Genomic DNA, 23,701 nt, shown 5'->3' with positions numbered 1-23,701 from the left:
GCTTTCGGAAGGCTGTCGGGATTGACGCGCTCATTCTGGAAACGCGCGCCTTAATGAACGCCCAAGATCGCCCCCTTCCGCGGACGGACCCGATGCCAGGGCCGGCCGCGATCGCTACACCGAAGCCGGCACGGTCAACTCGAAGCGGATACCGCGCCCGTCCAGGCCCGTCCCCACGCTGACGTGTCCGCCCAGTCGCGTCGCGGCCTGTCGCACGATCGCCAGGCCGAGTCCCGAGCCCGGTTGGTCGTGCCCGCTGCCGCGCCAGAAGCGATCGAAGATCCTGGCGTGGTCCTGTGCGTCGATGCCCGGGCCGTCGTCGGCGACGACCAGGCGCAGGCCATCGGACGCGATCGGACTCAGCTCGATCTCGATCCGCGCGCCCTCGTGGACATAGCGCAGCGCGTTGTCCAGCAAGTTCTGAAGGATGGACTGAAAGGCCGCGCGATCCAGCCGCGCCGGCAGCTTCTCGGGAGCCTCCAGCGAGAGCGCGATGTCCCGACTTCGCGCAAGACCGACCTGGGCGGCCAGGAGCTGCGCGCTCAGGATCGACAGGTCGACGACATCGGGCGGCGCGGACGCGCGCCCGTCGAGTGCGGCCAGATCCAGCAGCTGCTGCGCGAGATGGGCGCTGCGCGCGATCGCGGACGACATCGCCGCCGAGGCCTCGGCGCGCGCCGCCGGCTCCCGCGCGTGCGCGAGCACATGCGCCTGCGCGGCGATCACCGCCAGCGGCGTGCGCAGCTCGTGCGCGGCGTCGTGGACGAAGGCCTGCTCGCGCTGCAGGCGCTCGCGCAGGCGCAGCAGCAGCGTGTCGAAGGCCTGCCCCAGCGGCCGCAGTTCGGCGTAGCGCAGGTCCATGCCGAGCGGCGCCAGCGCCTGGCCGGCATCCATCTCGCGGATGCGGCGCGTGAACCGGCGCAAGGGCCGCATGCCGGTGCGCACCGCCAGCCAGATCGGCAGCAGCATCAGCGGCAAGGCCGGCAGCATCACCTTGACCAGCTCCCAGCAGGAGAAGCGGAACAAGGCGCCCCGCGAGATGGCCGGCTCCGCGATGCGCAGCGACCAGCGCGGTCCGTCGTGGCGCCAGGTCCAGTGGTTGCGACCGGCCAGGACCTGCTCGCCGACGCCCGGCCGCGCGATGGGATCGGCGTCGGCGGAGGCGTAGAGCAGCCGGCCCGAGCGGTCGTAGAGCTGGAACAGCAGTCGGCCGGTCTGGACCTCCGACGGTTGTCGCTGGCGGTTGAACACGCGCGCGAGGTGGTCGACCATGCGCGCCGCCTCCACCGGATCGTCGACCTCGTCGAGCTCCGCGGCCAGCGGCAGACCGGTCTGCCGCACGCCGGGGTTGGTGGCGATCTGCTCGTCGATGTCGAGCTGGTCCTGCGCGAGCACGACGACGGCGAAGAAGAGCACGGCCACCATGAGCGCGCCGATCAGCCGACGCGAGAGCGTCGGTTGCAGCCAGCCCCTCATGCGCATTCCAGCCAGTAGCCGACGCCGCGCGCGGTGCCGATGCGCGATGCGCCGATCTTTCGCCGCAGGTTGGCCAGGTGCACCTCCAGCGTCCCGAAGTCCAGCGGATCGCCCAGCGGCGACAGGCGCTGCGCGAGCACATGCTTGGCGACGACGTTGCCGCGCTCGCGGGCGAGCTCGACCAGCAGCTGGTACTCGCGCGGCGAGAGCGCGAGCTCGGCCCCGTCCAGCAGCACGCGCCGGCGCAGGGGTTCGATGGTGAGCGCGCCCAGCTGCCAGGTGTCGCTGGCCTGGTGCGCGCTGCGGCGCAGGACCGAGCGCAGGCGGGCGATGAGCTCGGGCATCTCGAAGGGCTTGACCACGTAGTCGTCGGCTCCGCCGTCGAAGCCGGCGAGCCGGTCCTGCAAGGCGGAGCGCGCGGTGATCACGATGATGGGCACCGCGCTGCCCTGCCGGCGCCAGCGCGTCAGCAGCGCATGGCCGTCGCCGCCGGGCAAGGTCTGGTCGAGCAGCACGGCGTCCTGGGCGCCGGGATCGAGCTGGTGGGGCGCGTCGTTGGCGCGGCGCAGCCATTCGCTGCTGTGGCCTTCGAGCCGGAGCGCGGCTTGCAGCGCGCGACCCAGGTCGAGGTCGTCCTCGATCAGAAGAATGTGCATGGGCATCGCGCCGTCGTGGGGCGCCATCGTCGAAGCGTCGTGGGAAGGTCGAGGGATGGTCGTGAACGCGTCTTCGGAGCGACGCTTCTTTGCCAATTCACCGGAAGTCTTTGGTAGTTCGCAGGGCGTCTGCGGGACGCTGCATCATCGCCGCAACAAGCTTCAGTCAGCTGAAGAAACGAAGGGGCTGGAAGCGGCCAGAACGCACGTTGGCATCGTGGATGCACGCCACATCGGTGCTTGACGCGTCCCCCGCCTGCCTACGATGCGCGCACCCTTTGCGAGGCCGCCGGCAAGTCCGGTCGACGCCTCGGCACCTCGGACGCCGACCACCACCCCAGGTGCTTCACGCGACCCGGCGTCCCCATTTCCCGCAGTCCAAGAGGATTCCCCGTGCATTTGAATGTTGTGAGCTATCGCCTGACCCGTCTCGCTGGAGAACTGGTGTCGGCGGGTGTCTGCGCGCTGTCCGGTCGCGCGCATCTGGTCCGCGCCGCTGCCCTGACCCTGGGCCTGGGCGCCGCCTTCAGCGCGAACGCGCTCAACGTGCTGATCGTCGACACCGGCGCGTACAGCGGCACGACCGCGGCGCTGACCGACCGGCAGACCGTCGCGGGCAACACCACCACCGTGATGGGCGTGGGCGCGCTGCCGGCCAGCCTCGCCGGCTACGACCAGATCTGGGACCTGGGCTACAACAGCGCGATGAGCGGCGCCTACACGGGCGCCCTCACCAGCTACCTGCAGGGCGGCGGCACGCTGTTCCTGATGGGCGAGAACCCCGGCGCCGCACCGACGCGCGACCCTCAGATCGCCAGCTTCCTGACCGGCCTGGGCGCCGGCAGCGTGACCATGGGCGGCTACGGCCCCGGTGCCGAGACGATCGCCTCGCAGTTCCTGGTGAACAACCCGACGTCCAGCGTGACCTTCGCCGGCTCGGGCACCTTCGCCACGGTCGGCAACGGCGCCTGCATCACCAGCGCCTGCACCGCGGCCGCCTGGGGCGTGGGCACGCTCGGGAACGCGGCCACCGGCACGGTGATCTCGGTGCTGGACATCAACTTCCTGACCAACGGCTACCTGGCCCCGGCCTTCACCGACAACCTGATCGCCTACCTGGCGCAGCAGCAGCAGATCGGCGGCGGCGGCACGCCGCAGCCCACGGACATCGACAGCAGCGCCGGTTCGTTCGCGGCGAGCAAGCTCGGCACCACGCTGAACCCGGCCTTCAAGGGCGGCACGCTGAACATCGACGCGCCGCAGATGGCGCTGACGCAGAACTTCACCGTGAGCGGCGCGGGCGGCACGCTGCAGGTCAACGGCACCTCGGCGACGCTCAGCGGCGTGATCTCGGACGAGGTCGCCGGCACGGCGGGCGCGGTCCACATCACCGGTACCGGCGGCACAGTCACGCTGACCGGCGTCAACACCTACACCGGTGCCACGACCGTGGCCGCGGGCGCCACCCTGGCGCTGTCCGGCGCGGGCAGCATCGCCAGCTCCAGCGGCGTCGACGTCGCCGGCACGCTGAACCTGGGCGCGGCGTCGGGCGGCGTGAGCCTGAAGGCGATCACCGGCAACGGCCAGGTCGCGCTGGGCGCCAACGGCCTGACGCTGACGGCGGCCTCGGGCAGCTTCGGCGGCACGATCGCCGGCACCGGCGGCGTGAGCATCGCGGGCGGCACGCAGACGCTGTCGGGCGTCAACAGCTACACCGGCGCGACCAGCATCGCGTCCGGCGCGACGCTGGCGCTGTCCGGCGCGGGCAGCGTGGCGGCCTCGAGCGGCCTGGCCAACGCCGGCACGCTGGACATCTCCGGCACGACCGCCGGCGCGAGCGTCAAGACGCTGAGCGGCGCCGGCAACGTGGTGCTGGGCGCGCGGACGCTGACGGTGAACAACGCCAGCGGCTTCACCGGCGTGATGAGCGGCACCGGTGGCCTGACGGTCACGGGCGGCTCGATGACCATCGCCAACACGCAGACCTTCACCGGCCTGACGACCATCGGCAACAGCGCGCTGGTCAGCGTCAACGGCCGCCTCGCGGGCGGCGTGGCGGTGCAGTCCGGCGGCACGCTGCACGGCAGCGGCGTCATCGGCGGCCCGGTGACGGTGGCCTCGGGCGGCAAGTTCTCGCCGGGCAACTCGCCGGGCGTGCTCACCGTCAACGCCCCGGTGAACCTGGCCGCGGGCGCGATCTTCGAGGTCGACATCAACGGCATCAGCGCCGGCAACGGCGCCGGTCATTACGACCAGGTCAACCTGGTCGGCAGCGGCGCGCGCTTCAACGCGAACGGCGCGACCCTGACGGTCAACCTGACCGCGATCTCGGGCCTGGGCACCTACACGCCGTACGTGCCGCAGTTGGGCGACAGCTTCCGCATCGTCACCGCCGAGGGCGGCATCGGCGCGACGCGCTTCGCGTCGATCACGCAGCCCGGCGGCCTGGCCGCGGGCACGCGTCTGCGCGTGGTCTACGGCGCGGGCGGCGCCAGCGCGATCGACCTGCGCGTGGTGCCGACCTCCTTCGCGGACTACGGCACGGGTCGCGGTCTCAACCGCAATGCGGTCTCGGCGGCGCAGGCGATCGACACGCTGCTGACGGCGGTCGACGCGGGCACGGCCTCGGCGACGCAACAGCAGTTGAGCAACACCATCCTCGGCCTCACGGGCGCGCAGTTCGACGGCGCGATCGCCGGCGTCGCGGGCGAGATCCACGGCGCGATGGCCGCGGCGCAGGGCGCGGCGGGACAAGGCGCGATGGGCGCCGTGTCCAAGCACCTCACCGTCGCCGGCAACAGCCGCCTGTGGCTGGACTACGCGACCGGCGACGCGCGCACCACCGGTGACGCGGTCGCGTCCTCGACGCGCGGCTCGCGCAACCAGTTCACGCTGGGCGTGGACCTGCTGCAGTCCGAGACGACCCGCGCGGGCGTGGCGATCGTGCAGTCGACCTCGCAGGTCAGCGCCTCGTCGGGCGGCACGGGCTCGCTGGAGGACAACCTGGGCGTGGTCTACGGCCAGCAGGCCGTCGGCGGCTGGACGGTGGACGCGCAGCTGGGTCATGGCAACGGACACTCGCGCACCGGCCGCGCGAACCCGCTGCAGGCGCTGGACGCGATCGCCTACGGCGGCGCGCTGAGCACCGACCTGGGCACGAGCCAGAGCTTCGCCGGCCTGGGCCTTCGCGCGCCGTCGTACTCGGTCGCGGGCCTGACGCTGGAGCCCTTCGCGCGCGTCGGCGTGCAGCGGGTCAAACGGGATGCCGGCGTCGAGGGCGGTGCCGGCGCGGCGTCGCCGACGGCGCTGAGCCTGGCGGCGCTGTCGATGCGCGGCACGCGCGTCGCGGCCGGCCTGACGGTGGCCTCGACGGCGACCGATCCGATGATCGCGTCGCACACCTTCCGCGGCACGGTGGCGGTCGGCCAGGACAGCGGCAGCCTGACCCGTCCGACGGTGCGGGCGATGCTCGCTGGCGTGGCCACGACCATCGAGGCCCCGCAAGTGGGTCGCGCCTTCGTGCAAGGCAACGTGACGGGCACCTGGCTGCTGACGCGCAGCGCCTACCTGTACGCCGGCATCAGCGGCGAAGCCCGCTCGCAGCGCACCGAGACCTCGGTGAACGCGGGCGCGACGATCGCGTTCTGACGGGCTGACCAATGAAAAGGCCGGCCAGCCCTGGAAGGGGTTGGCCGGCCTTTCTCATTGCCGAGGCTGCCGATGCGGATTCCGTTGCCGTCCTTCGCCGCAGAATGAGGCGATTCAGAAAATCGGGCGGAAATCCCCGCACAAAGTGGCGTAGAAACGAAAAACCCGCCAAGAGGCGGGTTTCGTAAGTGCTTGATCGACAAGCGCTATTTTGGAGGAGAGGGGGGGATTCGAACCCCCGAGACGTTTCCGTCCGCCTGATTTCGAGTCAGGTACATTCAACCACTCTGCCACCTCTCCGAATTCGGTGCTCGCTGTGGTTGTTAGCGAGTAAGCCTAAGAGTATAGCGAGGTTTTCAGGGCCGTGGCAACTTCTTTGGAGAAGTGTGCGGTACGCGGCCGATTGCCCCGCCCTCCCCTCAGACCTTCAGCACGTCCTGGCCGCCCAGGTACGGACGCAGCGCCTCCGGCACCGTGATGCTGCCGTCGGCCTGCTGGTAGTTCTCCAGCACCGCGACCAGCGTGCGGCCCACCGCCAGGCCGGAGCCGTTCAGCGTGTGCACCAGCTCGTTCTTGCCCTCGGCATTCTTGAAGCGCGCCAGCATGCGACGCGCCTGGAACGCGCCCATGTTCGAGCACGAGCTGATCTCGCGGTAGGTGTTCTGCGCCGGCAGCCAGACCTCCAGGTCGTAGGTCTTGGTCGAGCCGAAGCCCATGTCGCCCGCGCACAGCAGCATCGTGCGGTACGGGAGGCCCAGCTTCCGCAGCACGGCCTCGGCGTGGCCGGTCATCTCCTCGAGCGCGGCCATGCTGTGCTCCGGATGCTCGATGCGGACCATCTCGACCTTGTCGAACTGGTGCTGGCGGATCATGCCGCGCGTGTCGCGGCCGGCCGAGCCCGCCTCCGAGCGGAAGCACGGGCTGTGCGCGGTCAGCTTGATCGGCAGGTCTTCCGCCTTCAGCACGCTCTCACGCACGGTGTTGGTCAGCGAGATCTCCGAGGTCGAGATCAGGTACTGCTCCTGCGCCTCGTCGTCGCCACCGCGCAGCACCCAGAACATGTCTTCCTTGAACTTGGGCAGTTGGCCCGTGCCCTCAAGGATCTCGCGGTTGACGATGTAGGGCGTGTAGCACTCGGTGTAGCCGTGCTCCTGCGTCTGCATGTCGAGCATGAACTGCGCCAGCGCGCGGTGCAGGCGGGCGACCGGTCCCTTCAGGAAGGCGAAGCGCGAGCCCGACAGCTTGGCGCCGGTCTCGAAGTCCAGGCCCAGTGGCGCGCCGAGGTCGACGTGGTCCTTGACCGCGAAGTCGAAGCTGCGCGGCTGGCCCCAGCGGCGCACCTCGACGTTGCCGGTCTCGTCCGCGCCGGCCGGGACGCTGGCGTCCGGCAGGTTGGGCACGCCCATCAGCATCGTGGTCAGCTCGACCTGGATCGCGTCGAGCTTCTCGGCGCCGCTCTTGAGCTCGTCGGCGATGCCGGCGACCTCGGCCATCACGGCGCTGGCGTCCTCGCCCTTGCCCTTCAGCATGCCGACCTGCTTGGACAGCTGGTTGCGCTTGGCCTGCAGTTCCTCGGTGCGGGTCTGCAGGCGCTTGCGGTCGGCCTCGAGCGTCTTGAAGCGCTCGACGTCCAGGTACGGTTGCGGGTTCTTGCGCAGTTGCAGGCGCTCGATGACGGCGTCCAGGTCCTTGCGCAGTTGGGTGATGTCCAGCATGACGGGTCTTTCGTGTTCTTCAGGGCCGGCGCCACGCGGCGCCGGCGATGTCGGGGTCGATCGCGATCGAGGCGATCCGAGGCTTGCTGGCGATCCGGGCGGGGATCGCGGCGGGGGACGGACGGCGCGGTGCCGTCCGGACCATCAAGATCGGCTCGCGGCCACCTCGGCCATGGACTTGTCGCCCAGACCCATCGGGAGCGGGAAGCGCACGTTCTCCTCGACACCCGGCAGCTTGCGCACGGTCGTCGCGCCCAGCTCGCGCAGGCGGTCGATCACGGCCTGCACCAGCACGTCGGGCGCCGAGGCCCCGGCCGTCAGGCCCACCTTGGAACGCCCCTCCAGCCACTCGGCCTTCACGTCGTCGGCGGCATCGACCATGTAGGCCGGCGTGCCCAGGCGCTCGGCCAGCTCGCGCAGGCGGTTGCTGTTGGAGCTGGTCGGACTGCCGACCACCACCACCACGTCGACCTGCGGGGCCAGCACCTTCACCGCGTCCTGGCGGTTCTGCGTGGCGTAGCAGATGTCCTGCTTCTTGGGTTCGCGGATCTGCGGGAAGTGCTTCTTGACCGCCGACAGGATCTCGGCGGCGTCGTCGACGCTCAGTGTGGTCTGCGTGACCACGGCCAGCTTGGACGGGTCCTTGACGCGCACGTGCGGCACGTCCGAGGCTTCCTCGACCAGGTAGATGCCGTCGGTCAGCTGGCCCATCGTGCCCTCGACCTCGGGGTGGCCCTTGTGGCCGATCATGATGAACTCGTAGCCCTCGCGGTGCAGCTTGGCCACCTCGACGTGGACCTTGGTCACCAGCGGGCAGGTCGCGTCGAAGACCTGGAAACCGCGCGCGGCCGCCTCCTGGCGCACCGCCTGGCTCACGCCGTGGGCCGAGAACACCAGCGTCGCGCCGGCCGGCACCTCGGCCAGGTCCTCGATGAAGATCGCGCCGCGCTGCTTCAGGTCGTTGACGACGTAGGTGTTGTGGACGATCTCGTGGCGCACGTAGATCGGGGCGCCGAACTTCTTCAGCGCGCGCTCGACGATCTCGATCGCGCGGTCCACGCCGGCGCAGAAGCCGCGCGGCTCGGCCAGCACGATGTCCTTGCCGCCGGGCAGCGCGCTCAGGTCGACGGTCTGGGTCGGGTCGGTCATGTCGTGTTCGGCCATCACAGCACCCCGATCAGTTGCACCTCGAAGCTGACGGGCTGTCCCGCCAACGGGTGGTTGAAATCGAACAGCAGCCAGTCTTCGCCCAGTTCGCGCACCACGCCGGCGTACTGTCCCTGCCCGTCGGGGGTGGGGAACTGCACGACATCGCCGAGGTTGTATTGCTCGTCGGGGTCGCCCAGCTCGCGCATCAGGCTGCGCTTGACCCGCTGCAGCAGCTCGGGATTGCGCTCGCCGAAGGCCTCGCCCGGCGCCAGCTCGAAGCGGGTGTGCGTGCCTTCCTCAAGGCCGATCAGGCGCGCCTCGATGGCGGGCGCCAACTCGCCGGCGCCCAGCGTCAGCGTGGCGGGCTTGTCGGCGAAGGTGTCGATCAGCTGCTGACCATCCGGACCGCTGAGGCGGTAATGCAAGGTCAGGAACGAGCCAGGTTGGACGGGGTTCACTAGTCAGGGGGATTTTTGAGGACGAGGCGCGATTTTAGGCTGGAGCGCCACGCCCTTTCCTCCGAGTCCCGCCATGACCGTCCAGATCGATCCCACCACCCCGGCCGCTGGCCCGTCCCGCTCGTCCACGCGCGTCCCCGGCGAGCCCCCGATCCCCGCCCCTCGCGCCGTCCGCGGCGGCTCGCTGGCCGCGTTGCCGGCCGAGGCCCGTCCGCGGGAGAAGCTGCTGGCGCGCGGCGCCCGGGCGCTCAGCGATGCCGAGCTGCTGGCCGTCCTGCTGTGCACCGGCCTGCCCGGCCGCCCGGTGCTTCAACTGGCCCGGGACGTGCTGGACCGCTGCGGCGGCTTCGCCGGCCTGGTCGCGTCCGATGCCGCCACGCTGGGCCGCATCCGGGGCCTGGGGCCGTCCAAGGCCGGCATGCTGCTCGCCGCGGCCGAGATCACGCGCCGCGCGCTGCGCCAGCCCCTGCATCAGGCCCCCGTCTTCGAGCACGCCCAGACCGTCCGCGACTTGCTCCGCCTGGAGTACGACGCCTTGAGCGCCGAGTGTTTCGCCGTGATGTTTCTCGACATCCGCCATCGGCTGATCGCCCTGGAGACCCTGTTCCAGGGCACCGCATCCCATACCATTGCCTATCCCCGCGAGGTGGTGAAGCGCGCGCTGGCCCTGAACGCCACCGCCGTGATCCTGGTCCACAACCATCCCTCCGGCCACACCGATCCCTCGCCCCAGGACCTGCAGCTGACCGGCGTGATGGCGCAGGCGCTGGCCCTGGTGGACGTGAAGGTGCTGGACCATTTCATCGTCGGCGCGGGCGATGCCGTATCGATGACCGACCTGGGCCTGATGTGACCGACCGACTGCGCAGCCTGCAGGACCTGCAGACGCTGCACCGAGAACTGAAGCTCCGCCAACGCGCGGAGGAGGAGCGCCGCGAACGCGAGGCCGCGCTCGCGCGGCTGCGCGACCACGAGGCCCGCATCTTCGAGCACACCGTCGGCGCGGTCGTCCGGCTGCCCGACGCCAACCGCGTGGTGATGCGCCACGGCCTGCCCGAGCCCGAACCCCGCCAGCGCGAGCTCGACGAGCAGCAGGCCTGGAAGCAGGCGCTGTCGGACGACTTCGACGTGGACTCGCTGCTGGAGACCGACGAGACCCTGTCCTTCCGCCGGCCGGAGATCTCCGCCGAGTCGGTGCGCAAGCTGCGGCGCGGCCACTGGTCGCTGCAGGCGCAGATCGACCTGCACGGCCTGCGCCGCGACCAGGCGCGCGAGGCGCTGGGCCAGTTCATCCATGACAGCGCCCGCCGCGGCCTGCGCTGCGTGCGCGTGATCCACGGCAAGGGCAACGGTTCGCCCGGCAAGGAGCCGGTGCTCAAGGCGCGCGTGCGGCGCTGGCTGGTGCAGAAGCAGGAGGTCCTGGCCTTCGTCCAGGCCCGCGCCAGCGATGGCGGCGCCGGCGCGCTGATGGTGCTGCTCAACGCGACCTGAGGCGCTCCCGCCCTCCCGGCCCACACGGGCTTTCCCCCTCCCCCATGCGCGTTGTTTTCCGGAACACGCGATTGCGCTTGGCCAGCGGGCTGGCTAGTCTGCGCTGACGCCGGCGTTGTTGAGAACAGTTCTCAAGGGATTGATTCACACCACCACACGTCCATCGTCACGATGGGGAGGGAACACGCATGTCGATGCCCATGTCTCCGGCCTTTCTGGCCGCCTCGGGTCCGCGCCGCCTCAGCCGCGGCCACTTCCAGGCGCCCAGCGCCCGCACCGGCGGGCTGATCCTGGTCGGGATCGTCCACCTGCTGATGGTGGGCGCGCTCATCAAGGGCTTCCAGCGCCACGCCGCGGAGGCACCGGCGCCCATCACGTTGCGCCCCGTCACCGAGAAGGAGGAGCACCCCAAGCCGCCCGACCCGCTCCCCATCCCGCAACCCGAGATCCGCCTGCCCAAGCTGGTGGAGGTCCCGGTGCCGCCGGTGGAGATCACGCCCACGACCCCGCCGCTGATCCAGACCGTGGCGGCGCAGGAGCGGCGCGAGGTCGTCCCGTTCGAGGTCGCCAAGGGCGAGGTCCGTCCGGACCAGGGACCGCCGGCCGTCGTGCCGAAGACCACGGTCACGCAGCCCGGCGCCATCTGCACGCAGATGGCCTCGCCGGAGATGCCCTCGGTCAACTGGAGCGGCGAGGCGCTGTTCCGCGCGGTGGCCGACGTGCAAGGCGGACGCGTGGTCGCGGTGCAGATCCAGGCGCTGGGCGGCGCGATGGATGCGCGCACGCGGCGCGCCTTCTCGAACGCCATCGAGGGCACGCTGAAGTCGCGCTACGTCTGCCCCGGCGAGCACCGCTTCCAGCAGGAATTCGCCTTCCGCGTCGATTGAGCGGGCGAGACGCGGGCGGCGTCACGGCGCCGGCTCGCGGGCCCTGAACGACCAAGGCGCCGGCACGCTCGTCGCGTGACCGGCGCCTCGTGGGGCGAACCGAGCGCGGCGCGCTCAGTGCAGCATCAGGCTGGTGTGCGGCGACACCTGCGTCGTGAAGGCCATCAGCAGGCGTTCCGGGTGGAACTCACCGACCAGTTCGGCGCCCTGCCAGTGGGTCTCGATGGCGTGCTCCAGGCCCTTGAGGACGCAGAAGGACATGAACGCGTTCTCCGCCTGTTCACCGTCGACATCCACGTGCTGGAGCCGCACGCAGGCCGCGCGCAGGAAGTTCAGCATCAGGATCGGGCTGTCCGTTTCCGGGCAGTAGCCGGCGCAGACCTCGATGTCCTCGCGGGCATCCTCCGACAGCCACAGGCGGCCATCGTCGATGCGGACATGCTGGAGGTCGGGATTGGCTTCGATGCCGACCACATCGTCGTCGAATTGCGTGAGCATGATGGGCGCCACGTTAGACGACGCCGCGAGCCCCGTGTTCATCGGCCCCGCGACGCGGCAAGCCCTGCCGTCAGAAATGCACGCCCCCGGCGCCGGTTACATGGCACCGCCGCGGCGCCGCGGTCCGCGGGTCGTGAAGGAACGCACGGCAGCCCGTCCGGGTGGCCGGCGGCTCGCGGATCGGCCCGTCCGCCGCGGCGGTCGGATCACCCGGTCCGCGCGCCGCTCAGACGTTGCGCATCCAGTCCGCCGTGTTGGCGAAGGAGGCCACCAGGCGGCGCTGCAGCTCGGGGTCGAACTCGCACTCGGCCATGGCCTGGGTCATCGCGGCCATCCACTGGTCGCGCTCCGCGATGCCGATGCGGTAGGGCATGTGCCGCGCGCGCAGGCGCGGGTGGCCGAAGCGCTCGACGAAGTGGTCCGGGCCGCCCAGCCAGCCGCACAGGAACCAGAACAGCTTGTCGCGCGAGCCGTCCAGCGTCGTCGGATGGATGGCGCGCAGCTGCGCGAAGCGCGGCTCCAGGTCCATCAGGTCGTAGAAGCGGTCGACGAGGCGCCGCACGGCGTCCTCGCCGCCCACCCATTCGAACGGGGTCGTGGGCGCGGCGGCGCCTGTCGCACCAGCGTCTTGGGAATCGGTCATCGCAGCGGGAGAAAGCGGCTTGAGGAAGGAGAGATCCGCGCGCGGCCGGGGCTCGGACCCGCACCAGGCGGACGGCGGCCGGCGCGCGTTCACACAGAGGGTCAGGCGCGAGCGGCGGCGATCTCGAGCAGCTTGGAGGCCAGGCCGCGGATGGACTGCGCCGCGTCGCTGCCCGGGTAATGCTCCAGCAGCAGCTGGCGCTTGAGCACGGCCTGCCGGACCATGGGGTCGCTCTTGACCTCGCCCAGCAGGTCCAGCTTGAAGTTCTGCCCCGGCTGCGGACCGACGAAGCGTTGCAGCACCTGCTGCAGCTGACCGCAGATCAGCTTGCCCTCGCCCGGCCGGTTGGCCTGGTTGATGATCAGCCGGACCTGGCGGCGGTCCTGCTGCGTGGCCAGCACCTTGATCGTCGCGTAGGCGTCGGTCAGCGAGGTGGGCTCCGGCGTCGCCACGACGAGCACGTCATGCGCCATCGAGACCGCGAACAGCACCACGTCCGAGATGCCGGCACCGGTGTCCAGCAGCACGTAGTCGAAGCGCGGGCGGACCACCTCCAGGATATGCAGCAGCTTGTCGCGCACGTCCGGCGTCAGCCGCGAATACTCCACCATGCCCGAGCCCGCCAGCAGCACATGGAAGCCGCCCGGCGCGGGCAGGATGGCCTGCTCCAGGGTGCAGCGCTCGGTGAAGACGTCGTGCAGGGTGAGCTTGGGGTGCAGGTTCAGCACCACGTCCAGGTTGGCCAGGCCGAGGTCGGCGTCCAGCACCAGCACGCGCTCGCCGCGCGCCGCCAGGGCGGCCGCCAGGTTGGCGGTGACGAAGGTCTTGCCCACGCCGCCCTTGCCGCTCGTGACGGCCAAGGTGCGAGCGCCTCCGCGGGCATTCGGTGCAGCAGGAGCTGTTGTCATGCTCATTCACTATCCTGTTGCGTTACTGCGAACAACATGCCTTTTTCCTCGGCGCTGACCAGGGAGTCCACATGGCTCTCGAGGCAGGCGCGGTTGCGTCCCTCGGCCTTGGCCCGGTACAGCTGACGGTCGGCACGTTCCGTCCAGATCAGGGTCGACGACCGCACCCACTGCGGCGCGAACGCCCCGCCGATGCTGATCGTGCAGCGCAGCGCGTCCACGCCGGTGGCGACGCTGATGGCCATCGCCTCCACCCGTTGCCGGATCCGCTCCGCCACCACCACGCCGACCGAGGTCGGGCAGTTGGGAAGAATGATCGCGAACTCCTCGCCGCCGACCCGGGCCACCGTGTCCATCGGCCGGACCGTCTGACTGATCGCCCCGGCCACCGCGCGGATCACCTGATCACCGGCCGCGTGGCCATGCGTGTCGTTGACCGCCTTGAAGTGGTCGATGTCCAGCACCAGCAGCAAGGCCGGCTCGCCGGACCGTGCCACCCGGTCGACCTCGCGGCCCAGGGCCATCTCGAAGCTGCGGCGGTTGACCAGTCCGGTCAACGCGTCCTTGCTCGAGAGGTCGCACAGCGCGTCCAGGATGCCCTGCAACCAGGCCTCCGAGTACGGCTCCGCGTCGGGCAGCATCGCCCCGGCCTGCTGCAGCAGCTGCAGGGCCAGGTCCAGGCGCAAGTGATGCGCGGCAATGAGACTTTGCGGATGTTCCAAGGGGCGGACCGAGGCAAGACAGGTCAATTTCCGGCGAAGTCTAGCGGCTTCCCCTCGAATGAGCGTGCAGAAAAGAGCCGGTTACCCCACCTCTTTCACACATCAAAACGGCGACTAGCACGCAAACTAGCGATTGCCGACAATGGCGGCTTACCCGGTGCCCCGGCATCCCCCATCAAGAAGTCCAATAGCCCCATGCGCCCAGGTCAACCGGCTTCCGTTCCGGCTTCGTCTCCCGTCGAGGCGATCGATCACGAGTTCAGCTTCAGCCGGGCGGATTTCGACCGCGTGCGGCAGCTGATCTACCAGCACGCCGGCATCTCGCTGCACGATGGCAAGCACGCCATGGTCTACAGCCGGCTCTCGCGCCGGCTGCGCGACACCGGCCACAAGAGCTTCGCCAGCTACCTGCAGTGGCTCGAGGGCGTGACGGGGCCGCAGGGCGACCAGGAGTGGCAGGAGTTCGTGAACTGCCTGACCACCAACCTGACCAGCTTCTTCCGCGAGGACCACCACTTCCAGTCACTCACGGACGACCTCAAGACGCTCCAGGGGAAGCCGATCCGCATCTGGTGCTGCGCGGCCTCCACCGGCGAGGAGCCCTACTCCATCGCGATGACCTGCCAGGAGTCGCTGGGCGCGAACTCCGGCGTGCAGATCATCTGCAGCGACATCGACACCAACGTGCTCAACACCGCGCGCCGCGGCGTCTACGCGGCCGAGTCGCGCGGGCTCTCTCCGCAGCGTCTGCGTCAATTCTTCCTCAAGGGAACGGGCGCCAACGAGGGCCGCATCCGCGTGAAGCCCGAACTCGCGCGCATGATCGAGTTCCGGACGCTGAACCTCATGAACACGAGCTGGAACCTGGGCGAGCCCTTCCATGTCGTGTTCTGCCGCAACGTGATGATCTATTTCGACGCCCCGACGCAGCGCAAGGTGCTGGAGCGCATCCACAAGGTGATGCGCCCGGGCGGTCTGCTGTTCGTCGGTCATTCCGAGAACTTCACCGATTCCCGCGATCTCTTCCGCCTGCGCGGCAAGACGATCTACGAGCGCGTCTGAAAGAACACCCCATGACCCTGTCCTCCGCCTCCTCCGCCATGCAGCAAAGCGCGGCGCTGGCCAGCGCCGGCGCGGCACGCGTGGCCCAGCTCAAGACGGTGTCGCGCAAGAACGGCGAGGCCTCGTTCTTCTTCTACGACGCGCACTTCAAGAACGCCGCCGTGAAGGTGCTGCCCGGCGAGTACTTCGTCGACAACGACGACCTGCTGGTGATGACCACGCTGGGTTCCTGCATCGCCGCCTGCCTGTGGGACCGCCACGCGCAGATCGGCGGGATGAACCACTTCATGCTGCCCGAGGGTCACGGCGACTCGGGCCGCTACGGCTCGTTCGCGATGGAACTGCTGATCAACGAGATGATGAAGCGCGGCGCCGCCAAGAGCCGCATGGAAGCCAAGATCTTTGGCGGCGGCGCGGTCATCTCCGGCATGAACACGATCAACGTCGGCGAGCGCAACACCAACTTCGTCATCGACTTCCTCAAGCTCGAGCGCATCCCCATCGTCTCCAAGGACGTGATGGACGTCTATCCGCGCAAGGTCTGCTTCCTGCCCAGGAGCGGCAAGGCGATGGTCAAGCGCCTGGCGCCGACCAACACCGACGCGCTGGTGCAGCAGGACAAGGCCGCGGCGCAGCGCGCGCAGCCGGTGGCCAGCAGCGGTGGCTCGATCGACCTGTTCTGAGCGCGCGACGGAACCCGGGGAGCCCCTGGAAGAAGTACAGAAGTACGAGGAGTAAGAAGAAATGGCCAAGACCACTGTCGTCGTCGTCGATGATTCCGCGCTGGTGCGCAGCATCCTGACCGAGATCATCAACCGCCAGCCCGACATGCAGTGCATCGGCGCGGCCAGCGACCCGCTCGCGGCGCGCGAGATGATCCGCAACCTCAACCCCGACGTGATCACGCTGGACGTCGAGATGCCCAAGATGGACGGCCTCGACTTCCTGCAGCGCCTGATGCGCCTGCGACCGATGCCGGTGGTGATGGTGTCCACGCTGACCGAGCGCGGCGCCGAGGTGACGCTCAAGGCGCTGGAGCTGGGCGCGGTGGACTTCGTGGCCAAGCCCAAGATCGGCGTGGCCGACGGCATCCGCGCGCTGGCGCAGGACATCACCGACAAGATCCGCATCGCCGCCAAGGCCCAGATCCGCCGCCTGCACGCGCCCACCGCCGCGCCGGCCGCCGCGACCGGCGGCGCGACGCCGCCGCTCAAGCCCGCCTCCCCGATCGCCAGCCTGGGCCGTCTGTCCACCGAGAAGATCATCTTCATCGGCGCGTCGACCGGCGGCACCGAGGCGACCAAGGACGTGCTCATCAACCTGCCCGCCGACTGCCCGGCGGTCTGCATCACGCAGCACATGCCGCCCGGCTTCACCCGCAGCTACGCGGCGCGCCTGGACGGCCTGTGCAAGATCCGCGTCAAGGAAGCCCAGGACGGCGAGCGGATCCTGCCCGGCCACGGCTACATCGCCCCGGGCGGCATGCACTTCAGCGTGGAGCGCTCCGGCGCCAACTACATCGCACGCGTGCAGGACGGCGATCCGGTGAACCGCCACAAGCCGTCGGTGGAAGTGCTGTTCAACTCGGCCGCGCGTGTCGTGGGCCAGAACGCGCTGGGCATCATGCTGACCGGCATGGGCGCCGACGGCGCCAAGGCCATGAAGACGATGAAGGACGCGGGTTCCTACAACCTGGTCCAGGACGAGGCCACCTGCGTGGTCTTCGGCATGCCGCGCGAGGCGATCAACGCCGGCGCCGCCGACGAGGTCCTGCCCTTGCAGCAGATCGCGACGCGATTGATCGAGCGCCTGCGCAGCACGGCCGGCATGTCATTGAACCGGGTGTGACGCCGGCGCGGACCGCGCTCCCGCGCGGTCCGGCCCGGTCACGTCAGGCGGGCACTTCCTCGCCGAACACGAAACGGGCGCCGACGATGCGCCCGTTTTCCCTGGCGCGGCCATCCTCGCCGCCCGCCGCGCCCGGCAAGGTCATGTCCACCTCGTAGATCGCGATCAGCTCGCGCACGACCGGTCCCGAGGGGGTCTGGTTGTGGATGCGCTCGTGGTCGATCACCGTGTTGCCGACGGCGATGCGATGCAGCAGCTCCGCGCGCGGCCGGGAGGCCTCGAAGCGCGCGCTCATGCGCTGACGCAGCGCGTCGGCGCCCGCGGCGATCAAGGTGTCGGGATGCTTGTACTGGCGCGCGTCCGCCGCGTAGAGCGCCAGCAGCGCCTCGACGTCGTGCGCGTTGTAGGCGTCGAGCTGGGCCTGGATCAGATCGGTCGGGGTCATTGGGCGGGTCACTCCTGAATCACTGCTTCTTGGCGGCGGGAGGCGGCGACGGCGGGCGCGAGGCGCTCGCGCTCCGGGCGGTCTCGGCACCGGCGCCACGATCCGCATCGCGCGGGAGACGCGGCGCGCCGGCGTCCGCCACCAGGGCGCGGCGGGCGGCCTCGGCCTTGGCCACGCGTTCGGCTTCCTGGCGGGCGATGCGCTGCTCGCGGGCAGCGATCTGGAGCTCGGCGTTGACGTCGTTGAAGGCGTTCGCGTTCGACACCAGCAGCAGCGCCGACAGCACGGCGACCAGCACCAGCAAGGCCGGTCCGATGACCGGATGGCGCGGCCAGGGCCGGTAGGCATAGCAGGCCGACGCGGGCAAGGTGCCGCTCGCGCAGGGAGCCGCCGGGACGGGGGTGGAGAGGGGGATGTCGGGCTCGTTCATGGTCGCTCCTTCTGCATCGGGGGTGAGGCGGCGCGACGGTCCTGCCGGGGGCGGGAGCGCTCGGGGGAGGCTGTGTCCGTCGCGATGTTGGTCACTGTAGATGCCCAGCATCCGCCCTCCAAACGCTATATCCTTGCCTCCTTGTGCAGCCATTCTTTCCAGCAAGGAGTCCCTCCCCCATGCGCCTGCCCCGCCTTCCGCTCCAGTACCTGGCCGCCTTCCGCGCGGCCGCGCTGCACCAGAACCTGCGCGCCGCCTCCGAGGAGCTGAACCTGACCCACAGCGCGGTGAGCCAGCAGATCCGCGCGCTGGAGCTGCAGCTCGGCTTCCCGGTCTTCGATCGGCAGGGGCGGCGGGTGGTGCTCAACGCGGCGGGCGGCGCCTTGCTGCGCGGCGTCGAGCGCGCCTATCAGGAGCTCGACCAGGGCCTGCGCGCGGCGACCGCCGCGCATGGGGTGGAGCAGCGCAGCCTGCGCGTCACGGTGCTGCCCTCCTTCGCGCAGCGCTGGCTGCTGCCGCGCCTGGGCCGCTGGCATGCGCAGCACCCCGAGGTGACGCTGGAGATCGAGGCCACGCCGCGCCTGGTCGACCTGGAGCGCGAGGGCTTCGACATCGCGATGCGCCAGGGTCTGGGGCCCTGGCCGGGCGTGGAGAGCGAGCCGCTGTTCGACCTGTCCATGCTGCCGGTGGCCTCGCCCGCGCTGGCGCATCAGCTGATCGGGCAGCCGCTGGAGGCGCTCGCGCAGGCGCCGCTGCTGGGCGACGCGAGCCAGTGGGAAGCGTGGTTCGAGCAGGCCGGTCTGCGGCGCCAGGTCGTGCCGGTCGCGATCTTCAACGACTTCGGCATCCTGCTGCAGGCGGCGGAACAAGGCATCGGCGTCGGCCTGACGCGCGAGCTGCTGGCGGCCGATGCGCTGCTCGACGGCCGCCTGGTGCGCGTCGCGCCGCGGCAGGCCATGCTCAAGGAGCCGCAGCGTTATCACATCGTCTATCGGCCCGGCACGCGGGACGCGCCCGCCGTCAGCGCCTTCATCGACTGGCTGCACAAGGAGACCGCGCAGTCGCGCGAGGCGCTCGACGGCTCGACGACCTGTCTGGCCACGGGCAAGGTCAGCGCCGCGCGCGGCGACGCGCTCATGCCGACAGGAACAGTTCCTGCAGATCGCTGAGGAAGTCGAAGCCCTTGGGGGTCGCGCGGATCACCGCCGGATCCGCGTCCAGCAGCCCCTTCGCGCGGCCCTGCGCCATCGCCTGGGCGATCGCGGACGGCGGCAGGCCGGTGCGCTCCAGGAAGCTCGTCATCGTCACGCCCTCGCGCAGACGCAGCGCATTGAGCATGAACTCGAAGGGCAGCTCGTTGCGCGCCACCTCGTGCTCGTTGGACACGGCCTGCCCCTCGGCCGCCTTCTGCATGAAGGTCGCCGGATCGCGCCAGCGGACCTGCCGCAGGATGCGGTGCGCGAAGCTCAGCTTGGTGTGCGCGCCCGCGCCGATGCCCAGGTAGTCGCCGAACTGCCAGTAGTTGGTGTTGTGCGTGCAGCGATGGCCCTCGCGCGCATAGGCCGAGACCTCGTAGCGCGACATGCCGCGCTCGCCGGTGCGGGCGGTGATCAGGTCCAGCATTTCGCTGGCCAGGTCGGGGTCGGGCAGGTGCTCCGGCGGCGCGTTGGCGAAGCGGGTGTTGGGCTCGATGGTCAGGTGATAGACCGACAGGTGCGGCGGCGCATAGGACAGCGCCGTCGACAGGTCCTGGTCGAGCTCCGCCAGCGTCTGCTCCGGCAGCGCGTACATCAGGTCGATGTTGAAGGTACCGAAGGACCGCGCCGCCTCCTCGATCGCGGCGCGCGCCTGCGTGCCGCTGTGGATGCGGCCCAGCGCATGCAGCTTGGCGTCGTCGAAGCTCTGCACCCCGATGGACAGCCGCGTCACGCCCGCCTGCGCGAAGCCCGCGAAGCGGTCCTTCTCGAAGGTGCCGGGGTTGGCCTCCATCGTGATCTCGCAGCCCGGCTCCAGCGGCAGGCGCGCGCGCAGGTCGGAGATCAACTCGGCGATCTGCTCCGGCGCGAACAGGCTGGGCGTGCCGCCGCCGATGAAGATCGACACGACCGAGCGTCCCCAGATCAGCGGCAGCGCGGCCTCCAGGTCGGCCCGCAGCGCGGTCAGGTAGGCGCGCGCGGTGTCGACGTCGAGCTCGCGGCCGTCGCGGTATTCATGGGAGTTGAAGTCGCAGTACGGGCACTTGCGGATGCACCACGGCAGGTGCACGTACAGCGACAGCGGCGGCAGCGCCGACAGCGTCAGCGTGCCGGGCCGCATCATGCGGATGATGTCAGCCAAGGTGCCAGCTCTCGCGCATCTGGCGCAGCAGCTCTTGCGAGGCCAGCGCGCGATGGCTCAGTCGGTTCTTGACCTCGGCGCCCAGCGTCGCGACGCTCTGGCCGAGTTCGGGAATGAACAGCAGCGGGTCGTAGCCGAAGCCGCCCTCGCCTTCCGCGGCGTGCAGGATTTCGCCCTGCCAGCGACCCATCGCGATCAGCGGCTCGGGGTCGTCGGCCGTGCGCACCGCCACCAGCGCGCACACGAAGCGCGCGCGGCGATCCTCGATGCCCTCGAGCTTATCGAGCAGCACACGGTTGTTCTCGGGATCGCTCTTCTCGCGGCCGAACAGCGTCGCATAGCGCGCCGACAGCACGCCGGGCATGCCACCCAGCGCGTCGACCGCCAGTCCCGAGTCATCCGCCAGCGCCGGCAGGCCGCTGGCCCTCGCCGCATGGCGCGCCTTGGTCAGCGCGTTCTCGACGAAGGTATGAAACGGCTCCTCCGCTTCCGGGATGCCGAGGCTGCCCTGCGTCACGAGCTCGATCGCCAGCGGCTGGAACAGCGCCTGCAGTTCCTTCAGCTTCTTCGCGTTGTTGGAGGCCAGGACCAACTTCATCGCTTGCTCCAATCCTTGCTGTTCATCCGGGGGTGTCCGAGCGCCGGTCGATGTCCGACGGACGCCCGCCATTCGAGCGTTCGAGTTACTTCAGGCCGAGCGCCTCGCGCTGCGCGACGAGCAGTTCGCGGATGCCCTTCTCGGCCAGGTTCAGCAGCACGTCCACCTCGGCGCGGGTGAAGGCCACGCCCTCGGCGGTGCCCTGCAGCTCCACGAAGTGTCCCGCGCCGGTCATGACCACGTTCATGTCGGTGTCGCAGGCGGAGTCCTCGACGTACTCGAGGTCCAGCAGCGCGCAGCCTTCATGGATGCCCACCGAGATCGCGGCCACCGAGTCCTTCAGCGGCGACGCGGCGATCTTGCCCTGCGCGATCAGCCAGCTCACGGCGTCGTGCGCGGCGACATAGGCGCCGGTGATCGCCGCGGTGCGGGTGCCGCCGTCGGCCTGGATCACGTCGCAGTCGATCTGGATCGTGCGCTCGCCCAGCTGACCCAGATCGAAGACGGCGCGCAGCGCGCGGCCGATCAGGCGCTGGATCTCCTGCGTGCGGCCGGTCTGCTTGCCGCGCGCGGCCTCGCGGTCGCTGCGGGTGTGCGTGGCGCGCGGGAGCATGCCGTACTCGGCCGTGACCCAGCCTTCGCCGCTGCCCTTCTTGTGCGGCGGCACCTTCTCCTCGACCGAGGCGGTGCACAGCACCTTGGTGTCGCCGAACTCGATCAGCACGGCGCCCTCGGCGTGGCGGGTGTAGTGGCGGGTGATGCGCACCGGACGCAGGGCGTCGGCCGCGCGCCCTTGCGGGCGGGAGGCGATGGCGGTCATGTCGTGTTCCTTCAGGTGGGTTTCTTGCCGGCGCGGCGGATCGCGTCCTGGATCTCGCGCACGGCCGAATCGATCTCGGCTTCGTCCAATTGCACGTCGGCGCCCGCGGCGCCCTGGATCGTCGAGGCGAAGCCCTCGTCGTCCAGGTCCTGGGTGGAGATCGAGTCGGGGGCATCGCCCTCGCCTTCCCACTCCACCGCCAGGGCGGTGACGTTGTCGCTGCGCGCGCCGGCCTGGCGCAGCGCCTGCTCGACCAGCTCGGGCACGGCGTCGGCGACGCTGCGGCTGTCGGAGAGATGGCGCAGGATGTCGGCGTCCGACACCGAGCTCCACAGCCCATCCGAGCACAGCAGCATGCGGTCGCCGTTCTGCAGCAGCACCGGGCCGTTGACGTCGATCATCGGCTTGCCGGGGCTGCCCAGGCAGGTGAACAGCACGTGGCGGTTGAAGCGCTCCGCGCCGGTCGCATGGCGGCCCAGGGCCTCCTGCAACTCGCTGTAGGAGTGGTCGCGGGTGCGGGCGATGAGCTCGGCGTCGCGCAGCAGGTACATGCGCGAGTCGCCGCAGTGGGCCCACCAGATCTGCCCCTGCTGCATCAGCCCGACGACGATGGTCGTGCGCGGCGTGTCGCTCATGCCGCGCTGCGCGGCGTAGGCGATCAGCTGCTGATGCGCCAGCAGCACGGCGGTCTCGAGGAACTGCGCCGGCTCCTTCAGGATCGGGTGCGCGTCGCGCTGGAACAGCGCGGCGACGTTCTGCAGCGCCATGTGCGCGGCGACCTCGCCCTCGGGATGGCCGCCCATGCCGTCGGCGAGCGCGAACAGGCCGGACTCGCGGGTATAGCAATACCCCATGCGGTCCTCGTTCTTCTCGCGGCCGCCACGGCGGCTCACCTGATAGACGGAGAACTTCACGCCTTGGCCCCGGTCTTCAGGTTCTCCAGCTGCAGCTTCAGGCGCTCGCTGAAGCTGAGCTTCGTGTAGCGGCGTTCGGTCTCGCGGGACAGTTCCTTCTGCAGCGCGAAGACGCTCTGCGGACGCGTCAGCGGGTCCAGCGACATGCACCACTCGGTCACTTCGAGCAGGTTGTCCGAGTAGACGTTGCGCAGGCGCGAGAGCGACAGGCCCAGCCGGTCCTTCTCCAGACGCTGGGGCGCATCGTTGGGCGGATAGCCCTGCATGCAGGCGTAGATGCAGGCACCGATGGCGTAGATGTCGGTCCACGGGCCCAGCGAGCCGTCGCGGCGGTACATCTCGGGCGCGGCGAAGCCGGGCGTGTACATCGGCCGGATGAAGTTGCCTTCCTTGGACAGCACCTCGCGCGCCGCGCCGAAATCGAGCAGCACCGCCTTGTTGTCGTTGGTGATGAAGATATTGGCCGGCTTGATGTCCAGGTGCAGCATCTTGTGCTGATGCACGATGCGCAGGCCCTTGAGGATTTCGTCGAATAGCGACCGGATGGTCGATTCGCGGAACACCTTGTCACGCTTCAAATCGCGGGCGGTCACGATGAAATCCTGCAAGGTATCGCCTTGCAGGTAATTCATGACCATATAGACGGTCTCGTTCTCGCGCAGGAAATTCAGCACCGAGACCACGCTCGGATGCGAAATCTGGGCGAGCGAACGCCCTTCTTCGAAGAAGCTGCGCAAGCCGAGGCGGTACAACGGCTGTTTTTCAGGCTTGACGCGTGGCGTCAGTTCGCCGGGGGAGCGTTCAGCAAGCGAGGACGGGAGGTATTCCTTCAGCGCCACCAAATGATGGTCGGGGTCTTCGGCCAAATACACGACGCCGAATCCGCCCGCAGCCAGCTTCTTGATGATCTGATAGCCCCCCACGACGGTGCCTGCGGGCAAGGGCGCCGGTTTGGGCTTTGACATAATCGCGGTTCGATTTCTCTACCGATAGCTG

Annotated in this window: 25 protein-coding genes and 1 tRNA gene; 9 read left to right on the top strand and 17 right to left on the bottom strand. The window is 69.8% G+C overall.

Annotated elements, in window-relative coordinates; genetic code table 11:
- Positions 1 to 114: 114 nt before the first annotated feature.
- Both MCHT01_RS04175 and MCHT01_RS04170 read right to left on the bottom strand, forming a co-directional pair.
- The gene (locus tag MCHT01_RS04175) at positions 115 to 1,476 is read right to left on the bottom strand and encodes a sensor histidine kinase (protein WP_067062704.1); all 1,362 of its coding nucleotides are present in this window, start codon (positions 1,474 to 1,476) and stop codon (positions 115 to 117) included.
- On the bottom strand, positions 1,473 to 2,132 hold the full coding sequence (locus tag MCHT01_RS04170; protein WP_067063081.1) for a response regulator: 660 nt from the start codon (positions 2,130 to 2,132) through the stop codon (positions 1,473 to 1,475). The genes MCHT01_RS04175 and MCHT01_RS04170 overlap by 4 nt, the downstream gene beginning before the upstream one ends.
- Between MCHT01_RS04170 and MCHT01_RS25990 the strand changes: the two genes are divergently transcribed.
- Positions 2,131 to 2,376, top strand: a complete 246-nt coding sequence (locus MCHT01_RS25990) for a hypothetical protein (protein ID WP_148661371.1) — start codon at positions 2,131 to 2,133, stop codon at positions 2,374 to 2,376. The genes MCHT01_RS04170 and MCHT01_RS25990 overlap by 2 nt on opposite strands.
- 149 nt (positions 2,377 to 2,525) lie before the next feature.
- Positions 2,526 to 5,780 (top strand): autotransporter outer membrane beta-barrel domain-containing protein, encoded by a 3,255-nt coding sequence (locus MCHT01_RS04165; RefSeq protein ID WP_148661370.1) that lies wholly within the window; start codon positions 2,526 to 2,528, stop codon positions 5,778 to 5,780.
- A 212-nt stretch (positions 5,781 to 5,992) separates the two neighbouring features.
- Here the strand turns inward: MCHT01_RS04165 and MCHT01_RS04160 are convergent.
- The 4 genes from MCHT01_RS04160 to MCHT01_RS04145 all read right to left on the bottom strand — a co-directional run bounded on the left by MCHT01_RS04160 (position 5,993) and on the right by MCHT01_RS04145 (position 9,102).
- Positions 5,993 to 6,080: transfer RNA gene (locus tag MCHT01_RS04160), tRNA-Ser, on the bottom strand.
- 119 nt (positions 6,081 to 6,199) lie between these two features.
- Positions 6,200 to 7,495: a serine--tRNA ligase gene (gene serS, locus MCHT01_RS04155; protein ID WP_067062699.1), complete on the bottom strand. Its 1,296-nt coding sequence runs from the start codon at positions 7,493 to 7,495 to the stop codon at positions 6,200 to 6,202.
- A gap of 144 nt (positions 7,496 to 7,639) precedes the next feature.
- On the bottom strand, positions 7,640 to 8,644 hold the full coding sequence (gene ispH, locus MCHT01_RS04150) for a 4-hydroxy-3-methylbut-2-enyl diphosphate reductase (RefSeq protein WP_067063078.1): 1,005 nt from the start codon (positions 8,642 to 8,644) through the stop codon (positions 7,640 to 7,642).
- A 14-nt stretch (positions 8,645 to 8,658) separates the two neighbouring features.
- Positions 8,659 to 9,102 carry an FKBP-type peptidyl-prolyl cis-trans isomerase gene (locus MCHT01_RS04145; RefSeq protein WP_067062696.1) on the bottom strand — a complete coding sequence of 148 codons (444 nt, stop codon included), beginning with the start codon at positions 9,100 to 9,102 and terminating at the stop codon, positions 8,659 to 8,661.
- A 73-nt stretch (positions 9,103 to 9,175) separates the two neighbouring features.
- Between MCHT01_RS04145 and radC the strand changes: the two genes are divergently transcribed.
- From radC to MCHT01_RS04130, 3 genes are all read left to right on the top strand, one after another.
- The gene (gene radC, locus MCHT01_RS04140) at positions 9,176 to 9,955 is read left to right on the top strand and encodes a RadC family protein (protein WP_084451809.1); all 780 of its coding nucleotides are present in this window, start codon (positions 9,176 to 9,178) and stop codon (positions 9,953 to 9,955) included.
- Positions 9,952 to 10,593, top strand: coding sequence for a Smr/MutS family protein (locus MCHT01_RS04135; RefSeq protein WP_067062693.1), 642 nt, complete (start codon positions 9,952 to 9,954; stop codon positions 10,591 to 10,593). The genes radC and MCHT01_RS04135 overlap by 4 nt, the downstream gene beginning before the upstream one ends.
- Before the next feature lie 188 nt (positions 10,594 to 10,781).
- A complete protein-coding gene (locus MCHT01_RS04130; RefSeq protein WP_067062691.1) occupies positions 10,782 to 11,480 on the top strand; it encodes a hypothetical protein in 699 nt (232 codons plus the stop codon).
- Between the two features lie 114 nt (positions 11,481 to 11,594).
- On the opposite strand, the gene MCHT01_RS04125 is transcribed toward MCHT01_RS04130, so the two are convergent.
- From MCHT01_RS04125 to MCHT01_RS04110, 4 genes are all read right to left on the bottom strand, one after another.
- Positions 11,595 to 11,978 (bottom strand): hypothetical protein, encoded by a 384-nt coding sequence (locus MCHT01_RS04125; RefSeq protein WP_148661369.1) that lies wholly within the window; start codon positions 11,976 to 11,978, stop codon positions 11,595 to 11,597.
- A 226-nt stretch (positions 11,979 to 12,204) separates the two neighbouring features.
- A complete protein-coding gene (locus MCHT01_RS04120) occupies positions 12,205 to 12,621 on the bottom strand; it encodes a group II truncated hemoglobin (protein WP_067062685.1) in 417 nt (138 codons plus the stop codon).
- Positions 12,622 to 12,722: 101 nt separating this feature from the next.
- Positions 12,723 to 13,529, bottom strand: a complete 807-nt coding sequence (locus tag MCHT01_RS04115; protein WP_420541788.1) for a MinD/ParA family protein — start codon at positions 13,527 to 13,529, stop codon at positions 12,723 to 12,725.
- 2 nt (positions 13,530 to 13,531) lie between these two features.
- Positions 13,532 to 14,251 carry a GGDEF domain-containing protein gene (locus tag MCHT01_RS04110; protein ID WP_067062680.1) on the bottom strand — a complete coding sequence of 240 codons (720 nt, stop codon included), beginning with the start codon at positions 14,249 to 14,251 and terminating at the stop codon, positions 13,532 to 13,534.
- 195 nt (positions 14,252 to 14,446) lie between these two features.
- Here MCHT01_RS04110 and MCHT01_RS04105 point away from each other — a divergent pair, with 195 nt between their 5' ends.
- The 3 genes from MCHT01_RS04105 to MCHT01_RS04095 all read left to right on the top strand — a co-directional run bounded on the left by MCHT01_RS04105 (position 14,447) and on the right by MCHT01_RS04095 (position 17,161).
- A complete protein-coding gene (locus MCHT01_RS04105) occupies positions 14,447 to 15,313 on the top strand; it encodes a CheR family methyltransferase (protein ID WP_067062678.1) in 867 nt (288 codons plus the stop codon).
- 11 nt (positions 15,314 to 15,324) lie between these two features.
- Positions 15,325 to 15,996: a chemoreceptor glutamine deamidase CheD gene (gene cheD / locus MCHT01_RS04100; RefSeq protein ID WP_084451807.1), complete on the top strand. Its 672-nt coding sequence runs from the start codon at positions 15,325 to 15,327 to the stop codon at positions 15,994 to 15,996.
- Positions 15,997 to 16,057: 61 nt separating this feature from the next.
- A complete protein-coding gene (locus MCHT01_RS04095) occupies positions 16,058 to 17,161 on the top strand; it encodes a protein-glutamate methylesterase/protein-glutamine glutaminase (RefSeq protein WP_067062675.1) in 1,104 nt (367 codons plus the stop codon).
- A 43-nt stretch (positions 17,162 to 17,204) separates the two neighbouring features.
- Here the strand turns inward: MCHT01_RS04095 and MCHT01_RS26660 are convergent, their stop codons facing one another.
- Both MCHT01_RS26660 and MCHT01_RS26655 read right to left on the bottom strand, forming a co-directional pair.
- A complete protein-coding gene (locus MCHT01_RS26660) occupies positions 17,205 to 17,606 on the bottom strand; it encodes a nuclear transport factor 2 family protein (protein WP_067062673.1) in 402 nt (133 codons plus the stop codon).
- A 19-nt stretch (positions 17,607 to 17,625) separates the two neighbouring features.
- Complete coding sequence (locus MCHT01_RS26655; protein WP_067062670.1) at positions 17,626 to 18,036, bottom strand: hypothetical protein; 411 nt, start codon at positions 18,034 to 18,036, stop codon at positions 17,626 to 17,628.
- Between the two features lie 179 nt (positions 18,037 to 18,215).
- Between MCHT01_RS26655 and MCHT01_RS04080 the strand changes: the two genes are divergently transcribed.
- Positions 18,216 to 19,205, top strand: coding sequence for a LysR substrate-binding domain-containing protein (locus MCHT01_RS04080; protein ID WP_084451803.1), 990 nt, complete (start codon positions 18,216 to 18,218; stop codon positions 19,203 to 19,205).
- Here the strand turns inward: MCHT01_RS04080 and hemW are convergent.
- From hemW to MCHT01_RS04055, 5 genes are all read right to left on the bottom strand, one after another.
- Positions 19,171 to 20,355 carry a radical SAM family heme chaperone HemW gene (hemW, locus tag MCHT01_RS04075; RefSeq protein ID WP_084451869.1) on the bottom strand — a complete coding sequence of 395 codons (1,185 nt, stop codon included), beginning with the start codon at positions 20,353 to 20,355 and terminating at the stop codon, positions 19,171 to 19,173. The two genes, MCHT01_RS04080 and hemW, sit on opposite strands and share 35 nt — an antisense overlap.
- A 10-nt stretch (positions 20,356 to 20,365) precedes the next feature.
- Positions 20,366 to 20,971 (bottom strand): RdgB/HAM1 family non-canonical purine NTP pyrophosphatase, encoded by a 606-nt coding sequence (gene rdgB / locus MCHT01_RS04070; protein WP_067062665.1) that lies wholly within the window; start codon positions 20,969 to 20,971, stop codon positions 20,366 to 20,368.
- Positions 20,972 to 21,056: 85 nt separating this feature from the next.
- A complete protein-coding gene (gene rph / locus MCHT01_RS04065; RefSeq protein WP_067062662.1) occupies positions 21,057 to 21,791 on the bottom strand; it encodes a ribonuclease PH in 735 nt (244 codons plus the stop codon).
- A gap of 11 nt (positions 21,792 to 21,802) precedes the next feature.
- Positions 21,803 to 22,705 (bottom strand): PP2C family protein-serine/threonine phosphatase, encoded by a 903-nt coding sequence (locus tag MCHT01_RS04060; protein WP_067062660.1) that lies wholly within the window; start codon positions 22,703 to 22,705, stop codon positions 21,803 to 21,805.
- Positions 22,702 to 23,670 (bottom strand): serine/threonine protein kinase, encoded by a 969-nt coding sequence (locus MCHT01_RS04055; RefSeq protein WP_058936168.1) that lies wholly within the window; start codon positions 23,668 to 23,670, stop codon positions 22,702 to 22,704. The genes MCHT01_RS04060 and MCHT01_RS04055 overlap by 4 nt, the downstream gene beginning before the upstream one ends.
- Between the last annotated feature and the right edge of the window lie 31 nt (positions 23,671 to 23,701).

It is taken from the genome of Mitsuaria chitosanitabida ATCC BAA-476 = NBRC 102408 (assembly GCF_001598255.1).
GTDB classification, from domain to species: domain Bacteria; phylum Pseudomonadota; class Gammaproteobacteria; order Burkholderiales; family Burkholderiaceae_C; genus Roseateles; species Roseateles chitosanitabidus.
The sequence above is the reverse complement of the archived record's forward strand: the minus strand, read 5'-3'. Positions and strand labels throughout refer to the sequence as shown.